The 23,582-nt window shown below is 61.3% G+C and carries 20 protein-coding genes; 9 read left to right on the top strand and 11 right to left on the bottom strand.

Annotated features, from left to right (window positions below):
* The first annotated feature begins 15 nt into the window (after positions 1 to 15).
* From phnL to KDX37_RS21855, 5 genes are all read left to right on the top strand, one after another.
* Positions 16 to 732, top strand: coding sequence for a phosphonate C-P lyase system protein PhnL (gene phnL / locus KDX37_RS21835; RefSeq protein WP_231655150.1), 717 nt, complete (start codon positions 16 to 18; stop codon positions 730 to 732).
* Positions 726 to 1,871 (top strand): alpha-D-ribose 1-methylphosphonate 5-triphosphate diphosphatase, encoded by a 1,146-nt coding sequence (locus tag KDX37_RS21840; protein ID WP_231655105.1) that lies wholly within the window; start codon positions 726 to 728, stop codon positions 1,869 to 1,871. Before phnL ends, KDX37_RS21840 begins: the two co-directional genes overlap by 7 nt.
* Positions 1,871 to 2,437, top strand: coding sequence for a phosphonate metabolism protein/1,5-bisphosphokinase (PRPP-forming) PhnN (phnN, locus tag KDX37_RS21845; RefSeq protein WP_231655106.1), 567 nt, complete (start codon positions 1,871 to 1,873; stop codon positions 2,435 to 2,437). The genes KDX37_RS21840 and phnN overlap by 1 nt, the downstream gene beginning before the upstream one ends.
* Positions 2,428 to 3,177 (top strand): phosphonate metabolism protein PhnP, encoded by a 750-nt coding sequence (phnP, locus tag KDX37_RS21850; RefSeq protein ID WP_231655107.1) that lies wholly within the window; start codon positions 2,428 to 2,430, stop codon positions 3,175 to 3,177. The genes phnN and phnP overlap by 10 nt, the downstream gene beginning before the upstream one ends.
* A gap of 254 nt (positions 3,178 to 3,431) precedes the next feature.
* Entirely contained in the window at positions 3,432 to 5,798 is a 2,367-nt protein-coding gene (locus KDX37_RS21855; protein ID WP_231655108.1) for a glucose/quinate/shikimate family membrane-bound PQQ-dependent dehydrogenase, read from the top strand.
* A 103-nt stretch (positions 5,799 to 5,901) separates the two neighbouring features.
* On the opposite strand, the gene KDX37_RS21860 is transcribed toward KDX37_RS21855, so the two are convergent.
* The 9 genes from KDX37_RS21860 to KDX37_RS21900 form a co-directional block, all read right to left on the bottom strand.
* Positions 5,902 to 6,810, bottom strand: a complete 909-nt coding sequence (locus tag KDX37_RS21860; RefSeq protein ID WP_231655109.1) for an AEC family transporter — start codon at positions 6,808 to 6,810, stop codon at positions 5,902 to 5,904.
* A 100-nt stretch (positions 6,811 to 6,910) separates the two neighbouring features.
* Positions 6,911 to 8,434 carry an amidase gene (locus tag KDX37_RS21865; RefSeq protein WP_231655110.1) on the bottom strand — a complete coding sequence of 508 codons (1,524 nt, stop codon included), beginning with the start codon at positions 8,432 to 8,434 and terminating at the stop codon, positions 6,911 to 6,913.
* 93 nt (positions 8,435 to 8,527) lie between these two features.
* The gene (locus KDX37_RS21870; RefSeq protein ID WP_231655111.1) at positions 8,528 to 9,685 is read right to left on the bottom strand and encodes a M20 family metallopeptidase; all 1,158 of its coding nucleotides are present in this window, start codon (positions 9,683 to 9,685) and stop codon (positions 8,528 to 8,530) included.
* Positions 9,682 to 11,109 carry a M20 family metallopeptidase gene (locus tag KDX37_RS21875; protein WP_231655112.1) on the bottom strand — a complete coding sequence of 476 codons (1,428 nt, stop codon included), beginning with the start codon at positions 11,107 to 11,109 and terminating at the stop codon, positions 9,682 to 9,684. The genes KDX37_RS21870 and KDX37_RS21875 overlap by 4 nt, the downstream gene beginning before the upstream one ends.
* Complete coding sequence (locus KDX37_RS21880) at positions 11,106 to 12,119, bottom strand: ABC transporter ATP-binding protein (protein WP_231655113.1); 1,014 nt, start codon at positions 12,117 to 12,119, stop codon at positions 11,106 to 11,108. Before KDX37_RS21880 ends, KDX37_RS21875 begins: the two co-directional genes overlap by 4 nt.
* Positions 12,116 to 13,129 (bottom strand): ABC transporter ATP-binding protein, encoded by a 1,014-nt coding sequence (locus KDX37_RS21885; RefSeq protein WP_231655114.1) that lies wholly within the window; start codon positions 13,127 to 13,129, stop codon positions 12,116 to 12,118. The genes KDX37_RS21880 and KDX37_RS21885 overlap by 4 nt, the downstream gene beginning before the upstream one ends.
* A 16-nt stretch (positions 13,130 to 13,145) precedes the next feature.
* Positions 13,146 to 14,054: an ABC transporter permease gene (locus KDX37_RS21890; RefSeq protein WP_231655115.1), complete on the bottom strand. Its 909-nt coding sequence runs from the start codon at positions 14,052 to 14,054 to the stop codon at positions 13,146 to 13,148.
* Between the two features lie 8 nt (positions 14,055 to 14,062).
* Positions 14,063 to 14,980 carry an ABC transporter permease gene (locus KDX37_RS21895; RefSeq protein WP_231655116.1) on the bottom strand — a complete coding sequence of 306 codons (918 nt, stop codon included), beginning with the start codon at positions 14,978 to 14,980 and terminating at the stop codon, positions 14,063 to 14,065.
* Positions 14,981 to 15,076: 96 nt separating this feature from the next.
* Complete coding sequence (locus KDX37_RS21900) at positions 15,077 to 16,597, bottom strand: ABC transporter substrate-binding protein (protein WP_231655117.1); 1,521 nt, start codon at positions 16,595 to 16,597, stop codon at positions 15,077 to 15,079.
* 194 nt (positions 16,598 to 16,791) lie between these two features.
* On the opposite strand from KDX37_RS21900, the gene KDX37_RS21905 reads away from it, so the two are divergent.
* The 4 genes from KDX37_RS21905 to KDX37_RS21920 all read left to right on the top strand — a co-directional run bounded on the left by KDX37_RS21905 (position 16,792) and on the right by KDX37_RS21920 (position 20,530).
* A complete protein-coding gene (locus KDX37_RS21905) occupies positions 16,792 to 17,700 on the top strand; it encodes a LysR substrate-binding domain-containing protein (RefSeq protein WP_231655118.1) in 909 nt (302 codons plus the stop codon).
* A 156-nt stretch (positions 17,701 to 17,856) separates the two neighbouring features.
* Positions 17,857 to 18,762 carry a GTP cyclohydrolase FolE2 gene (folE2, locus tag KDX37_RS21910; protein ID WP_231655119.1) on the top strand — a complete coding sequence of 302 codons (906 nt, stop codon included), beginning with the start codon at positions 17,857 to 17,859 and terminating at the stop codon, positions 18,760 to 18,762.
* 10 nt (positions 18,763 to 18,772) lie between these two features.
* Positions 18,773 to 19,333: a gamma carbonic anhydrase family protein gene (locus tag KDX37_RS21915; protein ID WP_083184171.1), complete on the top strand. Its 561-nt coding sequence runs from the start codon at positions 18,773 to 18,775 to the stop codon at positions 19,331 to 19,333.
* 30 nt (positions 19,334 to 19,363) lie between these two features.
* Complete coding sequence (locus tag KDX37_RS21920) at positions 19,364 to 20,530, top strand: DUF1624 domain-containing protein (protein ID WP_231655120.1); 1,167 nt, start codon at positions 19,364 to 19,366, stop codon at positions 20,528 to 20,530.
* An 89-nt stretch (positions 20,531 to 20,619) separates the two neighbouring features.
* Here KDX37_RS21920 and KDX37_RS21925 read toward each other — a convergent pair whose 3' ends face one another.
* Positions 20,620 to 21,348: a DUF4198 domain-containing protein gene (locus KDX37_RS21925; protein WP_231655121.1), complete on the bottom strand. Its 729-nt coding sequence runs from the start codon at positions 21,346 to 21,348 to the stop codon at positions 20,620 to 20,622.
* Positions 21,349 to 21,393: 45 nt separating this feature from the next.
* Positions 21,394 to 23,505 (bottom strand): TonB-dependent siderophore receptor, encoded by a 2,112-nt coding sequence (locus tag KDX37_RS21930; RefSeq protein ID WP_231655122.1) that lies wholly within the window; start codon positions 23,503 to 23,505, stop codon positions 21,394 to 21,396.
* Positions 23,506 to 23,582: the final 77 nt, after the last annotated feature.

The following is a 23,582-nucleotide window of genomic DNA, read 5'->3' on the forward strand; positions in this document are numbered from 1 at the left end:
CCAGAGATGAGCCCGATGACTCCCTTGATCGAGGTCCGTGACCTCTCTAAAACGTTTACGCTGCATCAGCACAGCGGCGTGGTCCTCAACGTGCTGCGCGGTCTGAATTTTTCGGTTCGCAGCGGCGAATGCCTGGTGCTGGCGGGCGCGTCGGGGGCTGGTAAAAGCACGCTGTTGCGCACGCTCTACGGTAATTACCTGCCGGCAGCGGGCAGCATCCGTGTGCAGCACGACGGCGAGTGGACCGAACTGGTTGGTGCCACACCGCGTCAGGTGCTTGAAGTGCGCCGCAGCACGCTGGGTTATGTCAGCCAGTTCCTGCGGGTCATTCCAAGGGTGTCGAGTCTGGACGTGGTGATGGAGCCGGCGCTGGCACGCGGCTGGCCTCGCGATCAGGCGCTGGCACGCGCGCAGTTGCTGCTGACCCGGCTGAACATCGCGCAACGCCTCTGGCCACTGGCGCCGAGTACCTTTTCCGGGGGCGAACAGCAACGCATCAATATCGCGCGGGCGTTCATGGTGCCCTGGCCGGTGTTGCTGTTGGACGAGCCGACCGCTTCGCTGGATGACGCCAACCGTCAGGTCGTGCTGGAACTGATCGACGAGGCCAAGCAGGCCGGTGCCGCCCTGATCGGCATTTTCCATGACCGTGATGCTCGCGAAGCAGTCGGCAGCCGCCAGTTGGACATGACCCCCTCAGACCTGACCGCCAAGGAGTTGCTGCAATGCTGACTGAACAGATATTCACCAACGCCCGCGTGGTCACTGCCGAACAGGTATTTGTGGGCACGGTGGTGGTGCGCGACGGGATGATCGTCGAGGTCAATGCCGGTCGCAGCCTGTTGAGTCAGGCTGAAGATTTGCAGGGCGATTACCTGCTACCGGGGCTGGTCGAACTGCACACCGATAATCTGGAAAAACATTTGTCGCCGCGGCCCGGCGTTGACTGGCCGTCGACGTCTGCGGTCATCAGCCATGATGCGCAGATCGTCGCGGCCGGTATCACCACCGTGTTCGATGCGCTGTCGATTGGCGATGTGAACCCCAAGGGCAAACGCATGCAGCAGTTGCCCGCCATGCTTGAGGCCATTGCCGTCGCCAACGCGGCGGGTCTGACGCGTGCCGAGCATTTACTGCACTTGCGCTGTGAAGTCAGCCACCCTGACACCCTGAGCGTATTTCGTGATCTGATCGAGCAGCCGCTGGTGCAACTGGTGTCGGTAATGGACCACGCGCCCGGCCAGCGGCAGTTCGCGCTGGAGTCCAAGTACCGCGAGTACTACATGGGCAAGTACCATATGAGCCACGCAGAAATGGACCGGTTCATTGTCGAGCAGGTGGCCAACTCAACGGAGTACGCCGACCGTTACCGCCGCGCCATTGTCGAACTGTGCCTGGCACGTGGGCTGTCGATCGCCAGTCACGATGACGCGACCCTGGCACATGTCGAGGAGTCAGCGGGTTATGGCATGAACATCGCCGAGTTTCCGACCACCCTCGAAGCGGCGTCGAGTTGTCGCCGATTGGGGATGAGTGTGTTGATGGGCGCACCAAACATTGTGCGCGGCGGCTCGCACTCCGGTAACGTGGCGGCAGCATCGCTGGCGAAAGAAGGCCTACTGGATATTCTCTCCAGCGACTACTATCCGGCGAGTCTGCTGCAGGCCGCGTTCATGCTGGCCGAGCAGGACAATGAATGTGAACTGCCACAGGCGATGAACATGATCAGCCGCACCCCGGCCCTGGCGGCCGGGCTGGCTGATCGTGGTGAAATCCGTGTCGGCTTGCGCGCTGATCTGATTCAGGCGCGCACTCATGGCAGCCTGCCGGTTATCGATAAAGTCTGGCGACAAGGCAAGAGGGTATTTTGATGGCAGGCAGGTTGATCTATCTCATCGGGCCGTCCGGTTCAGGCAAGGACAGCCTGATGGACGCGGCCCGCGAAACGCTGGCGCAGCGTAATTGTCGCGTGGTGCGGCGGGTTATTACGCGCTCCGCCGAAGCGGTGGGTGAAGCGGCGCAGGCGGTGGACGTCGAGCAGTTCGAGCACATGCGCGAGAACGGCGCCTTTGCCTTGAACTGGGCGGCCAACGGTTTGCATTATGGCATTCCGATTGTCATTGACCAATGGTTGCTTGAAGGCCATGACGTATTGATCAATGGCTCCCGAGCTCATCTGGAAAGGGCGCAACGACGTTATCCAAACCTGATGGCGGTGCTGCTGACTGTCGATCAGGACGTATTGCGTGAGCGGCTGCTGGCCCGAAATCGCGAAAGCCTGCCGGAGATCGAAGCACGACTGGAGCGCAATCAACAGTTTGCCGGCAACCTGCTGGCTACCCATCCCGGAGTCTTCGCACTGGACAACTCCGGGCCGCTGGAGCAGACGGTTGAAGCCCTGGTGCTGTATTTGAAGAAACACCCTGCGTGCGCTTGACCCTGCTGGGGACCGGGGATGCGCGACAGGTTCCGGTCTATGGTTGTCGGTGCCCGGCTTGCCAGGCTGCGTCGACCGATCATGCACTGAGGCGACTGCCATGCAGCGCCTTGATCGAATGCGATGACCAGCGTTGGCTGATCGACAGTGGCCTGATTGACCTTGCCGAGCGCTTCCCGCCACACAGCCTGAGCGGCATTCTGCAAACGCACTATCACGCCGATCACGCGCAGGGCCTGCTGCACTTGCGCTGGGGCCAGGGCCTGATAATACCGGTACATGGCCCTGCGGACCCGGAGGGCCTTGCCGACCTCTACAAGCATCCCGGCATTCTGGACTTCAGCCAGCCTTTTTCAGCCTTCGAAACCCGCAGCCTGGGCTCGCTGCAGGTCACCGCGTTGCCACTCCAGCATTCACGACCTACATTCGGCTATCTGCTGAGCAGCGCAGGGCGGCGCATCGCTTACCTGACCGACACGGTAGGACTGCCTGATGCAACCCGCGAGTTTTTGCAGGGTGATTCGCTGGACGTATTGGTTGTGGACTGCTCCATGCCGCCGCAACCCCAGGCGCCACGCAACCATAACGACCTGCCGCTGGCGCTGGAAACGATCGCACAGCTGCGCCCGTCGAGCGCTGTGCTGACCCACATTGGGCACACGCTGGACGCCTGGCTGTTGGAGCAACCGTGCACGTTGCCGCCAAACGTAGTGATCGGTCGGGAAAACATGGTGCTTTGAGCACCGCCAGTTACCCGCGTTTGCAATGTCTGCCCAGCTGCCTGCTCGGCAAGTTCGTACCTCCTGTTTGAAATTCTGTTCGCTGATCGCCCTGAAACTGCCGAGCCAGACGCTTCGCTGTCTGGACCGTTGGTGAAGTTGCGTTGAACGCTCCTCAAGGTCGCTGCTCCGAGCAGAAACACGGTGCGACAATTTGTCAGAATGAACTGTTTGGTACATTCTGCGCGGCTGAAAAAATCTGACGGGTTCCAGACATGACAAACAGACAATCGATAGGGGCGGGCAGCAGGGTGCTTCTGCTTGGGCTCGGGGTGCTGATCGCGCTGATCGGGCTCGGCCTGGCGGGCGGTGGCGGTTACCTGGTAACGCTGGGCGGCAGCTTTTTCTTCCTGCTGATGGGGCTGGCGATGTTGGTCAGCGGTGTGCTGATCGCTGCACGTAAACCCAAAGGTGCGCTGCTGTATGGCGCGGCATTGATCCTGACCGCGCTTTGGGCGGTGTGGGATGCAGGCCTGCATTACTGGCCATTGGTGTCACGCGTACTGACCTTCGCTGTGATCGGACTGGTCGTCGCGTTGATCTACCCGACGCTGGTCCGCGCTTCTGGCGCTCGGTCCGGGCGTGGCGCGTACGGTCTGGCCGGCTTTCTGGGCGTGGGCGTGGTGGCGACCATCGGCTACATGTTCGTGCCAACCCATGTAGTCAGTGCCAGCAATGTACCGACTATCGTACCGGTGGCGCCAGGCACCGAGCAGAAGGACTGGGCGCACTGGGGCAATACCCCGGCGGGCAACCGGTTTGCCGCGCTCGATCAGATCAACAAGGGCAACATTGACAAACTGCAGGTCGCCTGGACCTTCCACACCGGCGATATCCCGCAGAGCACTGGCGCGGGCGCTGAAGACCAGAACACGCCACTACAGATCGGTGACACGGTCTATACCTGCACCGCGTACGGCAAAGTATTCGCGCTGGACGCTGACACCGGTACCCAGCGCTGGAAGTTCGACCCGCAAGGTACGGCGCCGAACTGGCAGCGTTGCCGTGGCCTCGGCTACTTCGCCACGCCGACAAGCGACGCCGCCGCGCAGCCAGCACCGACTGCGTGTGCCAGGCGTATCTTCCTGCCGACCGGCGATGCGCGTCTGATCGCGCTGGATGCCGAGACCGGCCAGGCCTGCCAGGAGTTCGGCAATCAGGGTGTGGTTGACCTGAAGACCGACATGGGCGAAGTCAAGGAAGGCTACTACCAGCAAACCTCGACGCCACTGGTGGCGGGTAACGTTGTGGTGGTCGGAGGCCGTGTTGCGGACAACTATTCCACCGGTGAGCCACCGGGAGTGGTGCGTGCCTTTGATGTACACAGCGGCGAACTGGTTTGGGCCTGGGATCCGGGTAATCCGAACACCACCAAACGGCCGCCGGCAGGCGAAACCTACACGCGGGGTACGCCGAACGTCTGGTCAGCCATGTCCTACGACGAGAAGCTGGGCCTGATCTACCTGCCCACCGGTAACGCCACGCCAGACTTCTTTGGCGGTACGCGGACCGAGATGGATGACAAATGGTCGTCGTCTGTCGTTGCCGTCGATGTGAAGACGGGTCAGGTGCGCTGGAACTTCCAGATGACTCATCATGACCTGTGGGACTTCGACATTCCTGCACAGCCGCTGCTGTATGACATCCCGGACGGCAAGGGCGGCACCCAGCCTGCACTCGCGCAGGTCACCAAGCAGGGCGAGATCTTCCTGCTGAACCGTGAAACCGGCGTGCCGATCTCGCGCGTCGAAGAGCGCCCTGTGCCTCAGGGTAATGTGCCGGGTGAGCGTTATTCAGCCACACAACCGTTTTCGGTCGACATGCCGTCCATTGGCAATCAGACCCTCGAAGAGTCCGACATGTGGGGCGCCACGGCATTTGATCAGTTGATGTGCCGCATCGCGTTCAAGGGCATGCGTCATCAGGGCGTCTACACGCCACCGGGTCTGGACCCTGCGTTGCAATTCCCCGGTTCGCTGGGTGGCATGAACTGGGGCAGCGTGTCGGTCGATCCGACCAACAGCTACATGTTCGTCAACGACATGCGTCTGGGCCTGGCCAATTACATGATCCCGCGTGACAAGATCGGCGCCGGTGCCAGCGGCATCGAAATGGGTGTCGTGCCCCAGACCGGCACGCCGTTCGGCGCCATGCGCCAGCGTTTCCTGTCGGCGGTCGGTATCCCATGCCAGGCGCCGCCATTCGGCACCCTGTCGGCGATCGACCTGAAGACCAGAAAAGTGGTCTGGCAGGTGCCGGTGGGTACCGTGAAGGACACTGGCCCGATGGGCATCCGCATGGGCCTGCCGATTCCGATTGGCATGCCGACGCTGGGCGCTTCGTTGTCTACCCAGTCAGGGCTGTTGTTCTTCGCAGGCACTCAGGACTTTTACCTGCGCGCTTTCGACAGTGGCAATGGCAACGAGATCTGGAAGGCTCGCCTGCCAGTGGGCAGCCAGTCCGGACCGATGACTTACGTGTCGCCGAAAACCGGCCGTCAGTACATCCTGCTGACCGCAGGCGGGGCGCGTCAGTCGCCTGATCGGGGTGATTACGTGATTGCCTACGCGTTACCGAAGTAAACGCAAGGCTGCGTCAGTTCAGGGTTGTACCCGATGTGTGTCAGAGGGGCAGGTTCTCATCCGAGAGCCTGCCCCTCGTCCGTTCAGATGCACATTCAAGCGCTCAGGTGTTTTCCAGCAGGCTGACCAGCCACATCCACAATGGCAGGGTCGCGGCCGACAGTACGGTGGTCAGGCAGATGGCCGAGCTGGTCTTCTGCACGTGCGGCGTACTGCGCGCAAAGCCAAGGACATTGACGCCGGACGGGCCGGCGGCCATCAGCACCAGCACCGCACGTGGCATGCCCTCTATCCCCAGCACGATGCACGCCAGCAGCACCAGAAACGGCATCAGCAGCAGTTTGCCGAAGGTCATGCCCAATGCCTGCCCACTGGGTGTCAGCTTGAAACTGGAGAGGTTGGAACCCAGCACAATCAACGCGCACGGCAGGGCGGCCTGCGCCAGCCAGGTCGTCAGGTGATCGGCCCAGTCCGGCAGGTTCAGGCCAGAGAGGTTCACCGCCACGCCCAACAGCAGGCCGATAATCAGCGGGTTCGCCAGGCTGGCGATCAACGAGCGAACGTTGAACGGTGCGTTACCGGCCAGGCTGTCGTACAGGCTCTGAAAGCTGAACAGCAACAGGCTGTGAACCGCGATTACGGTAAACAGCAACACCAGCCCTGGATTGCCGAACAGTCCTGCAACCATGGGGATGCCGATCAGGACGTTATTGGAAAAGCTGGCGGTGAGGCCGAAGGGTGTCGGCCCCCCGCTGTACCTGTGCATGATCAGGTTGACCAGCAGGAACACCATGAGCGCCGGAACGAAATAGGCGGCCAGCACGCGCAGGTCCAGCCCGTCATGCAGCGGGGCATGCACCATGCCGGTAAACAGGACCATTGGCAGAGACAGTTTGAACGACAGGTTGCTCAGGGCTTTGGTGCTGTCGGCGCTGAGCGCCTTGCGTCGGCCCAGCACATACCCCAGAACGACCAACAAAAAGATGGGCAAAATGGCTTGCGAGACGGCCACGGGCTCTGGCTCCTTGAGGACATGGCCGCGCAGTATGAACCAGCGCAGCCACTTTACCTATCCAGACGCGACGCCTCGAGCTGCGTATTGTCTTGTCTTTTCACATGGCGCCGATGTCCGGCTTGGGGGTGTTCGAACCACCATAAATTGGCGGATGCGTGACGATGTGCGTCAGGTCGACCGCCGAGCTCAGCAGCGTTTGCAGGTCCGGGCGCGGGCGCGACAGGCGAGGGTCGGCACCGGTAGCCTGCTCCAGCGCGTGGGCACAGGCCAACAGTCTCGCGTCAGCCCGGAACCCGCCAATCATCTGCAGCCCGAACGGCATGCCGTTGTGGTCAGTGCCGCATGGCAGCGACAGCGCCGGGTTGGTGGTCAGGGTGATGGTGTAGCAGAGCGCCAGCCAGCGGTAGTAGTTGTCCAGCTGCACACCGTTGACCTCGCGCAGGTACAGCTCGCTCCACGGGAACGGTGAAACGGGTGTGGTGGGTGCGAGGATCAGGTCGTACTGTTCGAACTGCCGCTGAAAACTGCGGAAGATGCGGCTCTGCTCGCTGTGGGCCTTGACGCAATCCTGCAATGACATGGCAGCACCCATGTCGAAGTTGGCCCGGGTGTTGGGCCCCAGCGCATCCGGGTCACGGTCATGGGCGTCCTGCAAGCCGGCGACGAAGGCCTCAGCGCGCAGTACGTCGAAGGTGCGGTTGGCACTGCCCAGGTTCAGGTCGATGGGTTCGCAGGACTTGAACAGCGATTTCAAGCCGCTGATTTTTTCGCGGAACACCGCCCGGATCCGGTCATCCACTGCGCAGGCGCCGAAATCCTCGCTGTAGCCGACGCGCAACGTGCTGAGGTCGACCGTGCGCGGCGCGAACTCGTCGTTGGCCACGGCGTAGCTCAGCGGGTCGGATTGCCCCAATCCAGCGCTGGCTCGCAGTTGCAGCAGGGTGTCGGCCACGTTGCGGCCCATTGGCCCGACCACCGAGAGCGGTGTCCAGCCCAGTTTTTTGCGCTCACTTGGCACCAGCCCCGGCGAAGGGCGCAAACCGACGACGCCACACAGCGCTGCGGGTATGCGCAGCGAGCCACCGGTGTCCGAGCCACTGCACAATGGCACCATGTCAACCGCAAGCGCCGCAGCCGAACCGCCGGAGGAGCCCCCGGCATTGAGCGTTGGGTTGAACGGATTTCCCGTTGCGCCCCACACCACGTTGCGTGTGTTGGCGCCCGCGCCGAGTTCCGGCACGTTGGTCTTGCCGACCATGATGGCGCCGGCACCGCGCAAGCGCTCGACAAACAGGTTGTCCTGGCTCGGCACGTTGTCGCGAAACAGCTGCGAGCCATAGGTGGTCAGCACATCGGCGGTTTCTTCCAGGTCCTTGATGCCGATGGGGAGACCGTGCAAAAGGCCCAGCGGTTTGCCCTGCATCACGGCCTGCTCGGCCAGTACCGCCTCTTTGCGGGCTCGCTCGAAACAGGTCGCGGCAAAGGCGTTGATCTTCGGATTGAGTGCCTCGATGCGCGTGATGCACGCCTCCAGCAGCTCCACAGGGGAAAGCTGCCGGTTGCCGATCAGGGCGCGCAGTTCAGTGGCGGATTTGCCGGGCAGGTCGGACGATGTGGCCATGAAATGTTCCTCAATCAAGTGCATGAAGATGGCTTGCAGTTCGCGCGTTTTCGCTGCGCCAGTTGGGCTGCGAACCTGAGACGGACAGGGCGGTCAATCGTGCCGCTCGGCCAATGCCAGTATCGTCGCTACCAGTGCCTGCCCTCTGGGAACCAGAGTATCGAGTTCCAGGTATTCGCTGTCAGTGTGCACCTTGCCGCCGACAGGCCCCAGACCGCACAAGGTCGGAATGCCAAGGCTGGCGGTGAAGCCCGAGTCGGCGCAACCGCCGGTAAACTCGCCCTCGACCTTGAAGCCCAGTTCCGTCGCGATACCTTGATAGATGTTCAGCAAATCGGCGCTGTGCATCGCCTCCATCGGCAGAAAGGTGGTGGCTTCCAGCAGTTTTGCTGAAGTGCCGGGCAGTTCTTCTTCGGCGACGATGGTCTGGATAGCGCGCAGTATGGCGTCCCATTGTTTGAGCTCGACAAAGCGCACATCGAGTTTTGCCGTGGCGCTTTGGGCCACGGTATTGCTGGAGGTGCCACCCGACATCAGCCCGACGTTGGTGGTGATGCCCGCGGCGTAATCGGTCAAGGCGTGGAGCTTGATGACCTTGTGCGCCAGGGCCTGGACAGCGCTGGCGCCGTCGGCATGGTTGACCCCCGAATGCGCAGCGCGGCCGCTGACTTCGATGATCAGCGTGGCGCCGCCTTTGCGGGCGCTGACCACGTTGCCGCTGGCCCGGCCCGGCTCCGGGTTGAGCACAGCGCGAGCCGCCCGTGCATGGGTTTCGATATGGCTGCGGGCGCTGGCGGAACCGATTTCTTCGTCGCCGGTGTACAGAATCTGCACGGGAAACGGCAGCGGCCCGGCGCGTTTCAGCGCCTTTAGGGCGAAGCAATTGAGCACCAGCCCGCCTTTCATGTCTGCGACGCCGGGGCCATAGGCTCGTTCAGCGTCTCGGGTGTAGCCTCGCGTGGTAGTGGTGCCCTTGGGGAATACCGTGTCTCGATGACCCAGCAGCAACACCGGCTTGCCTGGGCCGCCGGGCAGTTCGGCGAGCAGCACGTCGCCGAAGCCTTCGACCGGCATGCGCTCGACGTGGATGCCGTCGGCACGCAGTTGCGCGGTCAACAGCTCCCCCACGGCATCGACACCGGCCTTGTCGTAACTGTTGGAGTCGGTATCGACCAACTGCTGCAGCAGAGATTCCATCGCCTCAAACTGGCCTGCGAGCCAGTGCGTGGCGTGTTGTTGTGCGTCATTCACTGCGTGCGCTCCTGTGCGTTGTGTTCGCGGGCCAGGCGGATGCCATCGCTGCCCAGGTCCCAGAATAGACCGGCCATGATCTGCAGGCTTTCTTTGACCACCGGGGCGAGCAGATGCTCGTTGGGCGCATGCTGCGAACACGCGGGGTAGGAGTGTGGCACCCAGACCGTGGGCAAACCGAGCACTTCGGCGAACACGTCGTTGGGCAGCGAACCGCCGAGGTTGGGCAGCAATGCAGGCTTCTTGCCGGTGGTCGCGGCCAGCGATTCCAGTGCCCAGCCGACCCACGGGCTGTTGGGCGAAAGGCGAGTGGCGTGCATCACGTCCATGCGCGTCTGCCTGACCTCGACCTGCGCAAAACCGTGTGCGTCCAGATGCGCACGTACGGCGGGAATGAAGGTCGTGTAATCGCTGTCGACCACAAACCGCATGTGGCACAGCGCATGGGCCTTGCCGGGGATCGCGTGAACCGGGGCGTCGGGGTTGCCGGTCTTGAACGCCAGAATATCCAGGGTGTTCCAGCCGAAGACTTTTTCACTGAGCGAAAGGCCTGGCTCGCCCCAGTGCGGATCAATGTCCGGGTCGCCGGGCCCGCCGCCCACTTCAATGTCGGCCAGCGCGCTGCGCACTGCGTCGGGAATGGCCGTGGGCATCAGCCCGGCAACCTTTACCCGACCGTGCTCATCGACCAGGCTGGCGATGGCATTGGCCAGAATGATTCCGGGGTTGGCAAGCAGCCCGCCCCAGTTGCCGGAATGGTGCGCGCCGTCGCGCAGATTGACCGTCAGCTCGAAGTTGAACACGCCGCGCGAGCCGAGAAACAGGGTCGGGCGCGCGGCAGCCAGACGCGGGCCGTCCGATGCGATAAAGATATCGGCTGCCAGCTCTTCGGCGTGGGCCTGGCAAAATGCACTCAGGCCGGGCGAGCCGTCTTCTTCACCCATTTCCAGCAGCAGCTTGACGTTGAACCCCAGCTTGCCGTCGCGGGCCTTGAGCGTCTGTTCAAGGGCGGTCAGGTTGATCAGGTGCTGGCCCTTGTTGTCCGCCGTGCCCCGGCCGTACCAGCGCTCACCGCGCTCTACCACCTGCCACGGCGACAGGCCCTCCTGCCACTGCGCGTCGTAGCCACGCACCACATCACCGTGGCCATAACTGAGCAGGGTCGGCAGGGCGGGGTCTTCAATGCGCGTGGCGATCAGCAGCGGGCCGCGTTCGGCGACCGGGTTGTCATAGACCTTGACGCTGAAACCCAGGCGCTCGACATGCGGGGTAATGAATTCATGCAGATAACGGTAAAGCTCCGGCAGGCTCTCGGCCTCCTGGCTCTGGGTCGGATACGCCACGCTCTCGCCAAGCAGGGCGAAGAACGCGCCGTTGTCGAACTGTTCAGCGGCGTTGTCGATGGCGTGAGAACGGCTACTCATGAGGGGATCAACTCCAGGGTCTGTGAGGTGTCGCGCAGATGGCAGCGGACGGTGCCGCCTTCGGTGCTGTCATTGGCCGGGTACTGGTCCTTGCACACCGCCATGCAGCTGGGGCAGCGCGGGTGAAAGGCGCAACCTGACGGCGGCGACATCGGGTTGGGAAAGGTGCCCTGCAGACCCAGGTCAGGAATACCCAGATGCGGGTCCGGGGTCAGTACCGAGTCGAGCAGTGCCTGGGTGTAAGGATGACCGGGCCGTGCGAACAGCGATTCGCGGCTGCGTTCTTCGACGATCCGACCCAGATACATCACCGCAACCCGGTCAGCGAGTTGTTCGATGACTGCCAGGTTGTGGCTGATCAGCAGATAAGTCAGGCCGAACTCCTGCTTGAGGTCTTGCAGCAGGTTGAGAATCTGCGCCTGCACCGAGACGTCCAGCGCCGAGGTGGGTTCGTCACAGATCAGCACGTCCGGACGCATCACCAGTGCGCGGGCAATCGCCACACGTTGACGCTGACCACCGGACAGCTGGCTGGGGTAGCTGTCGATGACCCGTTTGGGCAGACCGACCACGTCCATCATGTCTTCGGTGCGCTTGCGGCGTTCGGCATTGCTGCCGATGTCATGCACGATCAGCGGCAGGGTGACGATTTCCCGCAGGGTCTTGCGGGGGTTGAGTGACGAATACGGGTCCTGGAAAATCGGCTGGATGCGTCGCGCCATTTCCTTGCGGTCGGTTCCGGCCAAGTGCTTGCCATTGACCAGCACATCGCCGCTGCTGGGCGCCAGCAAGCCCAGCAACATTTTTGCCAGGGTGCTTTTGCCGCAGCCGGACTCGCCGACCAGCCCGAGTGTTTCGCCGCGCATCAGACGCAGTGATACGCCATCGACCGCCTTGAGCGTGGCGGCCGGTTTGAAGAAGCCCCGGCTGATGGTGAACTCGCGGCGTATGTCGCACAGCTCAAGCGCGATGTCCTTTTTGGTTGACTGGGCTTTCAGTGCTTCACTCATGACAGTGCTCCTCCGTGGCGCAGCGCCGTGTGGGCTGCGGGACCGGAAGTCGGCGTCGCGAACAGGCAGCGGGTCATGTGGTCGGTACTTTCCACGGGCGGAACATCCTGCGCACACGCAGCAATGGCCTGCGGGCAGCGGTTGCGAAAGGCGCACCCGTGTTGCTCGCCCACCAGGCTGGGCACCAGCCCCGGAATCGACCCCAGTGGCTGGCCCGGTTGGGTGCGTCCCGGGATCGGAATACTCGCCAGCAGACCACGCGTGTAAGGGTGTTGCGGGTTTTCGAACAGCTCGACCGCCGGCGCGGTTTCGACGATTTGCCCGGCGTACATCACGGCGACCCGGTCGGCGATACGCGCCACCAGACCCAAATCGTGAGTGATGAAGATCACGGCGAGGCCGAACTCCTTCTGGATGTCGCGGATCAGGCGCAGGATCTGCGCCTGAATGGTCACGTCCAGCGCGGTGGTTGGCTCGTCGGCAATGATCACGTCCGGCTCGCACATCAACGCCATGGCAATGATCACCCGCTGACGCAGGCCGCCGGACAACTGATGCGGGTACTGACGCAGGCGCTCGGTAGCGTTGCTGATGCCGACTTTTTCGAGCATCTGCGCGGCCCGCAGCATGGCGTCCTTGCGGGACACCTTGCGGTGTCGGGTGAGCACTTCGCAGAGCTGATCGCCAATGCTGTAGGCCGGGTTCAGCGAGGTCATGGGTTCCTGGAAAATCATTGCCAGCCGGTTGCCGCGCAGGTCACACATCTGCCGTTCGCTCTGGGTGAGCATGTCGATGCCGTCCAGGCTCAGCCGCGTCGCGGTGCGTCGGGCCTTGCGCGGCAGCAGGTCCATCAGCGCCAGCGAGGTCAGGGATTTGCCACAGCCGGACTCGCCGACGATGCACAGCATCTCGCCACGCTCGACCGCAAAGTCCAGGCCTCGTACCGCGTGCAGCGTGTCCTGACCCAGCGGGATCTCGACACGCAGGTTTTCAACATGCAATAGCGCCATGTGCGGATCTCCTCTGTCAGTTGCGCCCGTCGGGCAGGATCAGGTCACGCAGGCCGTCACCGACCAGATTGATGCCGAGCACCAGTACCATCAGTGCGACGCCGGGAATGGCGATGACCCAAGGGGAAAAGAACATGTAGGGCTTGCCCTCGGCGATCATCAGCCCCCACGAAGGAATGGGTGGCTGCACCCCGACGCCCAGAAACGACAGCGCCGACTCCAGCAGGATGGCGTGGGCCATTTCCAGGGTGGCGACCACAATCAGCGCGCCCACCAGATTGGGCAGGATTTCGCTGGCCAGAATGCGCAGGGTCGAACAGCCCAGTGCTTGCGCCGACGCCACGTATTCCGCGTCACGAATCTGCTGCACCGCAGCCCGGACCACCACGGCAAAGCGGTCCCACAGCAGGCAGCCGAGCAAGATGATCACCACTTTCAGCGAACCGCCGATCAACGAGGCCGATGCCAGCGCAATCATCACCACGGGCATCGCCAGACGTGTCGTGATCAGGTAGCTGATCACCGCGTCCACCTTGCCGCCAAAATAGCCTGCCAGCAGGCCCATGATGGTGCCGATGATGCCGGAGATCAGCGCTGCCGAAAAACCGATGAACAACGAAATCCGTGCACCGTAGAGCAGTCGCGAGAGGTAATCGCGGCCCAGTTTGTCGGTGCCCAGCATGTATTCCCACGTGCCGTTGGCCATCCACACGGGAGGTTTCATGCGCAGCATCACATCCTGGGTGTAAGGGTCGTAGGGCGCAAGCCAGGGGGCGAACAGCGCGGCGAACAGGATGACCATCAGCAGCACGGCGCCTATGGCAAAACCGCGGTGGCCGAAGCTGGCGCGCAGCGTGCGCCAGACGCTTTTGGCCGGTGGCTGGTAATCGTTGATGACCAGCGAGGATGAGGTAGTTGTGCTCATGGGGCCTCCTATTTCACGCGGATGCGCGGGTCGAGCAGTGCGTTGAGGACGTCTGCCAGCAGCGTGAGGACGATGTAGATCACCGCAATCAGCAGCACCACCGCCTGCACCACGGGAAAGTCATCACGGGCAATCGCGTCCCAGGCCAACTGACCGATGCCTTGCAGCGAAAACACCGTTTCGATGACCACCGAGCCGCCCAGCATGAAGCCGAACTCCACTGCCGCCAGCGCTACCACGGGAATCAGGGCATTACGCAGCGCGTGTTTGAACAGCACCGTGTGCGGTCGCAGGCCCTTGGCACGTGCGGTGCGGATATAGTCGGAATTGAGCACGTCGAGCATGCCGGCGCGGGTCAGGCGCATGATTGCCGGGGTGGCGTAGTAACCCAGCGCAATCGCGGGCATGACAAAATGCGCCCAGGTCGAATTGCCCGATACCGGCAGCCATTTCAGGGTGACCGAGAACACCACGATCAGCATCAGCGCAAACCAGAAACTCGGCATGGCCTGGCCCAGCACGGCGATACTCAGCGCCAGCCGATCAATCCATGTGTCGCGCTTGACCGCTGCCAGCACGCCCAGCGGGATGGCAATCAGCAGCGCGATGCCCAAGGCCATGGCACCGAGTCCGAGGGTAATCGACAGGCGCGAAGCGATCAGGTTGTAGACCGATTCCTGAAAGAAGAACGAGTCGCCCAGATCGAGGCGCACCACATCGCCCAGCCACTCGAAGTATTGCGTGACCAATGGCTTGTTGAGGCCGTACTGGACCCGAATCTGTTCGATCTGTTCGCTGGTGGCTTCCGGTCCGCCGATGGCGGTTGCAAGGTCACCCGACAGGTGGAGAAGGGAGAAGCTGATCACCGATACGGTAATCGCCACGCAAAGAGCGATGGCCAGACGGCGCAAGAGAAATCCAGACATGGCAAGTCACCTTGTGTCCATGGAGTGGCTGGAGGATCCCGGTGCCAGACGCTATGCGCGCCCGGCAGTCGGTCTCACCGGGTGATGCACACAGCTCTACTTCCAGCTCGACAGCACGAAGCGCGGCAACTCGTCGGGGTAGGGCTTGAAGTTCAGGTCCGACACGTAGGCGTAGTTCATCGAGTAGTTGAACAGCGGCGCCCAGTAGGCCTGTTCGCTGATGCGCTGCAATGCCTTGCGGTAGTTGTCCTTGCGCACTTGCGGGTCCAGTGCGTTGTCGGCGGTCTGCAGCCAGCCCTGGACTTGCGGGTCCTTGATGTTGTCGTCAGGGTTGCCCTTGAACCAGGTCCCGGCAGAGGCCGAGGTGTCGAGGATCGAGAATGAACCCCAGGCCTGGAACGACATCGGCACCTTGCCGCCACGTTGCTGGTCACGCAAGGCGGCGTACTTCAGGTAGCGCAATTTGGCGTTGATGCCTACAGCGCGCAGGTTGCCGATGATGGCTTCCACGTAGTCACGGTCGCGGTACGCGAATATCTCGGTTTCGAAACCGTTCGGGTAACCCGCTTCAGCCAGCAGCGCCTTGGCTTTTGCCGGGTCGTAGTTGTAAACCGTGGCAGCCGTGGTATCGCAGCCGAACTGGCCGGGGTAACAGGCCACTTGCAGCGGCTTGCTCTCGCCACCGACCAGTTGCGAGGCCAGACCTTCACGGTTGATCGCATGGTTGATTGCCTGACGCACCTTCAAGTGCTTCATCGGCGAGTCAGCGGTGGAGGTGCCGCGTGCATCGAGGATCAGAAAGCCGATGCGCATGGTGGCGCCGCTGGTGACCACCAGATTTGGCATGGCCTTGAGGTTTTCAGCCTGATCTGGGGCGACACGCCAGGTCCAGTCGATACCACCCGTCATCAACTCGGCCAGGCGTGTTTCCGCATCGGCGATGACCCGAAAGTTGATGTGCCCAATCTTCGGTTGGCCTTGTGGGCTGCCCTGAAAGTAATCGGCGTTCTTGTCCAGCTTCACGCCTTCGCCCGCCGCGATGGCCGTCACTTTGTAAGGGCCGGTGCCAATAGGCTTGCGGCTGAAGCCCGCCAGGCCGACTTGCTCGAAATACTTTTTCGGGAACATCGGCACCGCGTTGGACAGGTACTCCAGCGCAGGTGGGAAGGGCTTCTTCAAGTGCAGGCGGACGCTGTAGTCGCCGAGTTTTTCGGCGCTCTTGATCCAGTCGACGTTTTGTACCGTGACCACCTTGGACTCAGGCGACACCACATAATTGAGCGTGAACACCACGTCGTCGGCGGTGAACGCGTCGCCGTTGTGGAACTTCACGCCTTCACGCAGCTGGAAATCGATGGTCGTGTCATCGACCTGCTTCCAGCTGGTTGCCAGCATCGGTTCGTACTGACCGCTGTCGGGGTTGCGGTAGACCAGGTTGTCCCAGATCAGGCGACCCAGAATCACGCCTTCTCGCAGGTCATTGTGATAAGGACTGATGTTTTCCGGCTCGCTGTCGGAGGCGTAAACCAGTGTGTCGTCGGCTTTGCCGGCGAAGGCGGAACAGCTGCTGAACAGGCCCAACAGCGCGATGCTGCGAGCGAAACCCTTGATGCCCATGCCGTTGTCTCCAAGGCGAAGTGGTTGTATCAAAGGGCAGTGGGTCGCAAATGCGAGAAGAGGAGGTGTTACGCAGGGCCGTTTTTCTGTTGATCGAATGTTTGGCCTCGACACGACTCTAGGCAAAGCGTATCAATGCCGCAAGCACAATATTTCGAACCTTTCATTGCCTAAAAGGCAACGCAGGAGCGGCAATGCAACTTTACGGCGTGCAATCCACGGCCTTGCGCTACTTCCTTGAAGTGGCGCGATGCGGCTCCATCAGCGAGGCATCAATCCGGCTCAATGTCGCGTCGTCAGCGGTCAGCCGGCAGATCGGCAAGCTTGAGCGCGAGCTGGACGCGGTGCTGTTCGAACGCCAGGCCCGCGGCATGATGCTGAGCGAAGCGGGCATACGTCTGGCCGCGTACGCGCGCAAGTCGCAACTGGAGGCCGAGCAGGTGGTGCTGGAGATCACCGAACTGCAAGGGCTGCAACGCGGCCACGTACGGCTGGCGTGTTCAGAGGGTTTTGCCCTGGATTTTCTGCCGCAATGCATCGCCCGGTTTCGGCGGATCTATCAGGGCATTCATTTCTCGCTGGAAGTCTGCGCGCCCGCACACGCTACCGAACGGGTGCGTTCCGGTGATGCAGACCTTGGCATGACGTTCAGCCTCACGCCGCAAAACGAAATCAAGGTCGAACACATTCACAGCGGCGCGATCTGCGCGGTGGTAAGCCCCGACCATCCATTGGCAGCGCGCGATGAGGTATCGCTTGCAGAGCTGCAACCCTACGCCATTGCCCTGACCAACACCGATACGACGCTGCGCCAGCTGTTCGACATCTGTTGCGGTGTTCAGGGGCTGATGTTCGATCCGGTGCTGACCAGCAATTACATTGGCGCGCTGCTGCGATTTGTCAGTGAGGAGGGCGGCATCACGCTGTCCAGCGAAATGACCCTGACCACGCGTGTTCAAGAGCAACAGCTTATATCCCTGCCTATCAGTGACGAAGGCATGAAGGCGCGGCGCATCGAGCTGCAAAGCATGGCCGGGCGCAACTTGCCAGCAGCGGTCGCGGCGTTCCGCGACTTCGTGATTGAGGCGTTGTCCAGAACCTGATGCACGCCTGGCTTCAGGCAACGCATCCAGATTGATCCTCAGATGAATTATAATGTTATAGTGTAACAAATTTGCAGTGGCGTTCACGGGCGCTGTAAACCGCTTACATCAGCTTCGCCTCTGCGGCGAAGTTCGCTATCGAGACGACCGACGAACATGAACAGCCCCCTCCCTGATGTTGCTCTGACGGAAGTTTCCTCGGCCCTGATCGCGCTCGACTGGGTCGGTATGCAAGGCGTTGAAGTGCCGATAATGCTTGGCGAGCCGGATAGCAAGGCACCGGTACATGCTTACGTGGATCTGCAGGTCGATCTGGCTGATCCGAGCGTCAAGGGCATCCATATGTCACGCCTGTACCGCTTGCTCGACGGTTTCGCCGAGCATCAGGTGCTCAGCCCCGATACCTTGTCCGCATTACTTGAAGCCATGGTTGAAAGCCATGCGGATTGTCGCTCGGCGCAGGCCCGAATCAAGATGGCGTTCAATCTGTTGTGCCGTCGTCCGGCCCTTGTAACCGAAGGGCTCAGCGGATGGAAGTCCTACCCGGTCACGCTCAATGCCACGTGGCAGGCAGGCCGCCTGTGCCTCGATGTTTCGGTGGGTATCACCTACTCGTCGACCTGCCCATGCTCTGCAGCGCTGTCGCGGCAATTGCTGGAGGAGGCGTTCGCTGCACGATTCGGCCGGCAGACATTCGTCGACCCGATGCAGGTCGCGATCTGGTTGCGGGAAAACGGCTCCTTCGCCACTCCTCACAGCCAGCGCAGCCTGGCGACGGTCCAGGTGCGTGTACCGGAGCAGGCGGGCGAACTGGGGCTGATGGTGTTGATCGATGCCGTTGAAGAGGCGCTGGGCACACCGGTGCAGACCGCCGTCAAACGCGCCGATGAGCAAGCATTCGCCCGGCTCAATGGCCAGAACCTCATGTACGTCGAAGACGCGGCCCGCAAGATCCAGCAAATGCTGAAAGGTCGCTATGCAGCATCCAGCGTGAGCGTGCGCCACTTTGAAAGCCTGCATCCTCACGATGCGGCCGCACAGACTTCCAACTACCTGTCCTGAGGTTAATACCGTGATCCGTAAAAATCCGTCTGGCCACCTGCCGGTGATTGCCGAATCTGCCTATATCGATAAAACCGCGATCATCTGCGGCAAGGTCATCATCAAGGACAATGTGTTTGTCGGGCCCTACGCGGTGATTCGCGCTGACGAAGTCGATGCGAGCGGCGACATGGAGCCGATTGTCATCGGTGCCAATTCCAATATCCAGGACGGCGTGGTCATCCATTCCAAGTCCGGCGCGGCGGTGACGATTGGCGAGTTCACCTCCATCGCGCACCGTTCCATCGTGCATGGTCCATGTCAGGTCGGCGACCGGGTGTTCATCGGCTTCAACAGCGTGCTGTTCAACTGTCAGGTAGGTAACGGCAGCGTCGTGCGCCACAACTCGGTAGTCGACGGCCGCGACCTGCCGGAAAACTTTTACGTGCCGTCCACTACCCGGATCGGGCCTAATACCGACCTTTCGCAATTCCCGCCAGTGAGCATCTCTGCGTCGGAGTTTTCCGAAGACGTGGCCCATACCAACATTGACCTGGTGCGCGGCTACAAGGCGCTTCAGAACGAGTTTTAACCCTCGATAACGCTACGGACCCTGACTTCCATGACAACAGCTGTTCATCAACCCCGCGCGCCGGCTTCCCGGCTGCGCTCGATCGATGCTCTTCGCGGCCTGATCATTCTTTTCATGCTGCTGGACCACGTGCGGGAAACCTTCTTCCTGCACCGTCAGGTTCTGGACCCGATGGACGTTGCCACCACCGCGCCAGAGCTGTTTTTCAGCCGCCTGCTGGCGCATGTCTGTGCACCGCTGTTCGTGCTGCTGACCGGACTTTCGGCTTATCTGTATGGTGAAAAATACAGCGGCAAGCGCGACGTTTCGGCGTTTCTGCTCAAGCGTGGCCTGTTTCTGATTGCGCTCGAGTTCACCCTGGTGAGCTTTGCCTGGACCTTCCAGTTTCCGCCGACGGTCATTTACCTGCAGGTGATCTGGGCCATCGGCCTGAGCATGGTGGCGCTGTCGTTGATGGTGTTCCTGCCACGCTGGGCGCTGGTCGTGATTGGCGTGGTGATCATCGCCGGTCACAACCTGCTCGACTCGCTGCATTTTGGTGTGGAGTCGGCCATGCACATCCCATGGGCGATCCTGCATGATCGCGGCTGGATCGAAGTCTCAGACACATTGCGTTTGCGTACCTCGTACCCGCTGTTGCCGTGGATCGGCATCATTGCTCTGGGTTATGCCGCAGGCCCATGGTTCGCCGCCGGTTTCGACGCCGCGACGCGCCGTACCCGATTGTGGATGTGTGGCGCGGGCGCGTTGGTGGGTTTCGTGGTGCTGCGCTTGATCAACGGTTACGGCGAAAAGCCGTGGAGCGTCGGCGAGACGGGCCTGAAGACAGCGATGAGCTTTCTCAATATCACCAAATACCCGCCGTCTTTGCTGTTCATCAGCCTGACGCTGGGCCTTGGTCTGCTGACATTGATCTGGTTCGAGCGCAGCCAGGAAAAGTCCTGGTTGCGGCCGCTGGTAGTACTGGGCTCGGCGCCGATGTTTTTCTACCTGCTGCACCTCTACGTGCTGAAGATTCTGTACCTCATCGCCGTCGCGATCTGGGGCAAGAATCAGGGCAGCTACTTCGGTTTCGATTACATGTGGGGTGTCTGGCTGACCGCAGCGGTGCTCGCCGTGGTGTTGTTTCCGGCCGTACGCTGGTTCGCGGCGCTCAAGGCGCGTCGCCGTGATATCACCTGGCTCAAGTATCTCTGAGCCTGGAAACACGCTGCACAATGAAAATCGCCTGCATCAGCAGGCGATTTTTTTGTGCTCAGATAAACCTTGAATCTCATCGCCGCCCATCAATCGTGGTGTTCTTCACCCACGAACGTCAGCGAGGTAAACAGGCCTCGTTCGGCAATGTCAGCGTTGTCCTTCACCGGCAGCGTCACTTCGGCGGCAATGATATTCAACCCTTCGTTGCGCACGACCACGTTGGCCAGGCCCTGGGCATCCGTTTCGGCACTGACCACGTCGGGCGCGCTGCGGTAGTCGCCGATCAGCTTGATGCCCGCAGCCGGTTTACCGTCGAGCAGCACCCGCACCGCCAGCGTTTTGCCAACGCCTACCTTCAACGGATCAGCTTGCGGCACGATGACGAAGTTGAGCTTCTCGAACGAAGGCAGCTCTGCGCCTTCCTGGTAGATCGCGACACTGTATTTGAAGGTGTGAATAGAATCGGTGCCGTTAGGCACCTTGCTGCGGCCTTCATTGATCCACTTCTTGTCGGCATTGCGCGTCCACATACCGTTGTCCAGCGCAACGGACATGACGGCGGGCGGCTTCAGCGGAACCAGACGCGCATGGTCGTCGAGGCGCTGTACGGTCACTGGAATCATCTTGCCGTGAGCGTCATAAGCCCAGGCACCGCTGATTTTCTGAGCCTTGAAGGCGTTGTCTTCGGCGCCGTGGCCGTAAACCACTTCGATGTTGCCACGGCGTTGCTCGGTCCACAGGCCATGCGCGCTGACCTGGGCTGCGAACAGTGCGCCAAGCAGACTAAGGGCCAGAACAGGTTTTGATGAAAGCATGATGCATCCTTGTTGTTGTGATCAGTGTTCGGGTGAAGGTGAAGATCAGAGATTCAGTGTCAGGCTGACCGTGAGATTACGCGGTTCGCCCGGCGCTACCCAGAAATTGCTGAACGAGCGCTCGTAGTATTTTTCGTCGAAAATGTTGTTGAGGTTCAGGCCCACCGTGACGTTATCGCTGGCCTTGTAATGCGCCAGCAGGTCTACGGTCTGATAGGCCGGCAGCTCGAAATCCGTGCCCGATTGGCCAGAGCGATCACCCACATAGGTGTAGGCCGCGCCAACGTCTGAGCCGCGCAGCACGCCTTCCTGGAATTCGTACACGCCCAGCAAGCTGCCGCTGTGTTTGGCCACGCCCAGAATCCGGCTACCGGCCGGGATGGTGCGGTCGCCCTTGGTCACTTCGGCATCGATATAGGCAAAGGCGCCGATGACTCGAACGGCATCGGTGAGCTGCCCAGTGAATTGCAGGTCCAGACCCTGGCTACGGGCCTTGCCCACGGCACGATTGGTGTCGGTGGCCGTGTCCAGCGCCAATACATTTTCCTTCTCGATATGGAAAGCGGCGAGGGTAGTGCTCAAACGGTCATCGAACAGTTCGCTTTTGATCCCGGCTTCATAGCCGACGCCTTCTTCCGGGTCGAATGTCTTGCCCGCCGCATCCAGGCCGTTATTGGGCTTGAATGATGTCGAGGCGTTGGCGAACAGACCGACTTGCGGCGTGAGTTGATAGAGCAGGCCTGCGCGCTGAGTGAACGCATCATGACGCTGGCCAGAGGTAGCGTTGGTGGTGAAGTCGTCGATCTGCTGGTCGAAATGCTCGTAGCGGGCGCCAATCATGCCGCGCAACTTGTCGGTAAACACAATCTGGTCCTGCAGGTTCAACGCGCGGCTTTCGACGTGCTCATAAAAATCAGTACCTGAGCGGGCGCCGTTTGGTTTGGGCTGACCATATACCGGGTTGTAGATATCGATGGCGTAAGGCGTACCCGCAATGGTGGTGACCCGCTCGTTTTTGCGGTAGTTCTCGTACTCGGTGCCGATCAGCACTTCATGCTCGAGGCCCACCGCATCGAAACGGCCACGCAGTTCCAGCTGAGTGATGCTGTCGTGCCAGTTGTTGTCTCGTTCGCGATAGCGGCGATTGACGGTGTGTCCGTCGGCGTTCAACGCGCGCGATTCACTGGCAAAACCGGACAGTTCGCCCTGCTTGTAATGGCTGGCCAGACGCAGCGACCAGACATCGTTGAGCTGATGGTCCAGCGCGAACTGGATCATGTTGTTGTCGTTGTCGATAGTGTCGTCCGGCTCGCCCAGAAACGTCGAGCGCGATACGCCGCTCCACTTGTTGTTGGGCGCAACGATGCCGCGGTCGAAGGTCGACTTCTGGCGCACAAACTCGGTTTCCACCAGCAGGCTGGTGTCCGGGTTCAGTTGCCAACTGATGGAGGGCGCGACGAATACGCGTTTGCTTTCAACGTGGTCGCGAAAGCTGTTGTTGTCCTCGACCGCAAGATTGACCCGCGACAGCAACGTGCCGGCTTCATCCAGTGGCGTGTTGACGTCCAGTGCAGTGCGGTAGCGGTCCCAACTGCCAGCGCTGGTTTGCAAGGTGGTAAAGGCTTCACGCTGAGGCTTTTTGGTCACGATATTGACGGTGCCGCCGGGGTCGCCACGGCCGTACAGGCTGGCGGCAGGGCCTTTGAGTACTTCGATACGTTCGATGTTGGACGCGTCCGGTGTAGCAGGGTAGCCGCGGTTGGCGCTGAAGCCGTCCTTGTAGAATTCCGAGGTGGTGAAGCCGCGAATGCTGTACTCGAACAGCGTCAGCCCGCCGAAGTTGTTCTGCTTCGACACACCCCCGGCATAGTCGAATGCGCGCTCGACATTGTTGCTGCCCAGGTCCTTGAGGACCGAGGCAGGGACCACGCTGATCGATTGCGGGATGTCCTTGATGGCCGTGTCAGTCTTGGTCGCCGTCGCAGAACGCGTGGCCCGATAACCCTGAACCGGGCTGGTGGCGGTTTCATACGAATAATCCGAGGTGACGTTGACACTTTCCAGCTCAATGGCTTTGGGTTGTTCTTCTGCAAAGCCGGTGTTGCTCAAAACCCCGATTGCGAAACCTGCCACGGACACGATTCTACGAGACGACATGTGAGACTTCCTGATAGTTGTAGTTACAATATAACATCACTGATGAGAATTGTTTCTATATGGATACGTAGAAATTC

This window comes from Pseudomonas californiensis (assembly GCF_021147775.1).
Lineage (GTDB): Bacteria > Pseudomonadota > Gammaproteobacteria > Pseudomonadales > Pseudomonadaceae > Aquipseudomonas > Aquipseudomonas californiensis.

Bases quoted from the DNA above. Each gene is read 5' to 3' on its own strand.
- phnN (WP_231655106.1), top strand. From the start codon at position 1,871: ATGGCAGGCAGGTTGATCTATCTCATCGGGCCGTCCGGTTCAGGCAAG.
- KDX37_RS21925 (WP_231655121.1), bottom strand. From the start codon at position 21,348: ATGCTTTCATCAAAACCTGTTCTGGCCCTTAGTCTGCTTGGCGCACTG.
- KDX37_RS21865 (WP_231655110.1), bottom strand. From the start codon at position 8,434: ATGGCCACATCGTCCGACCTGCCCGGCAAATCCGCCACTGAACTGCGC.
- KDX37_RS21900 (WP_231655117.1), bottom strand. From the start codon at position 16,597: ATGGGCATCAAGGGTTTCGCTCGCAGCATCGCGCTGTTGGGCCTGTTC.
- KDX37_RS21905 (WP_231655118.1), top strand. From the start codon at position 16,792: ATGCAACTTTACGGCGTGCAATCCACGGCCTTGCGCTACTTCCTTGAA.
- KDX37_RS21920 (WP_231655120.1), top strand. From the start codon at position 19,364: ATGACAACAGCTGTTCATCAACCCCGCGCGCCGGCTTCCCGGCTGCGC.
- KDX37_RS21885 (WP_231655114.1), bottom strand. From the start codon at position 13,129: ATGGCGCTATTGCATGTTGAAAACCTGCGTGTCGAGATCCCGCTGGGT.
- KDX37_RS21855 (WP_231655108.1), top strand. From the start codon at position 3,432: ATGACAAACAGACAATCGATAGGGGCGGGCAGCAGGGTGCTTCTGCTT.
- KDX37_RS21895 (WP_231655116.1), bottom strand. From the start codon at position 14,980: ATGTCTGGATTTCTCTTGCGCCGTCTGGCCATCGCTCTTTGCGTGGCG.
- KDX37_RS21890 (WP_231655115.1), bottom strand. From the start codon at position 14,054: ATGAGCACAACTACCTCATCCTCGCTGGTCATCAACGATTACCAGCCA.
- phnL (WP_231655150.1), top strand. From the start codon at position 16: ATGACTCCCTTGATCGAGGTCCGTGACCTCTCTAAAACGTTTACGCTG.
- KDX37_RS21840 (WP_231655105.1), top strand. From the start codon at position 726: ATGCTGACTGAACAGATATTCACCAACGCCCGCGTGGTCACTGCCGAA.
- KDX37_RS21875 (WP_231655112.1), bottom strand. From the start codon at position 11,109: ATGAGTAGCCGTTCTCACGCCATCGACAACGCCGCTGAACAGTTCGAC.
- KDX37_RS21930 (WP_231655122.1), bottom strand. From the start codon at position 23,505: ATGTCGTCTCGTAGAATCGTGTCCGTGGCAGGTTTCGCAATCGGGGTT.
- folE2 (WP_231655119.1), top strand. From the start codon at position 17,857: ATGAACAGCCCCCTCCCTGATGTTGCTCTGACGGAAGTTTCCTCGGCC.
- KDX37_RS21880 (WP_231655113.1), bottom strand. From the start codon at position 12,119: ATGAGTGAAGCACTGAAAGCCCAGTCAACCAAAAAGGACATCGCGCTT.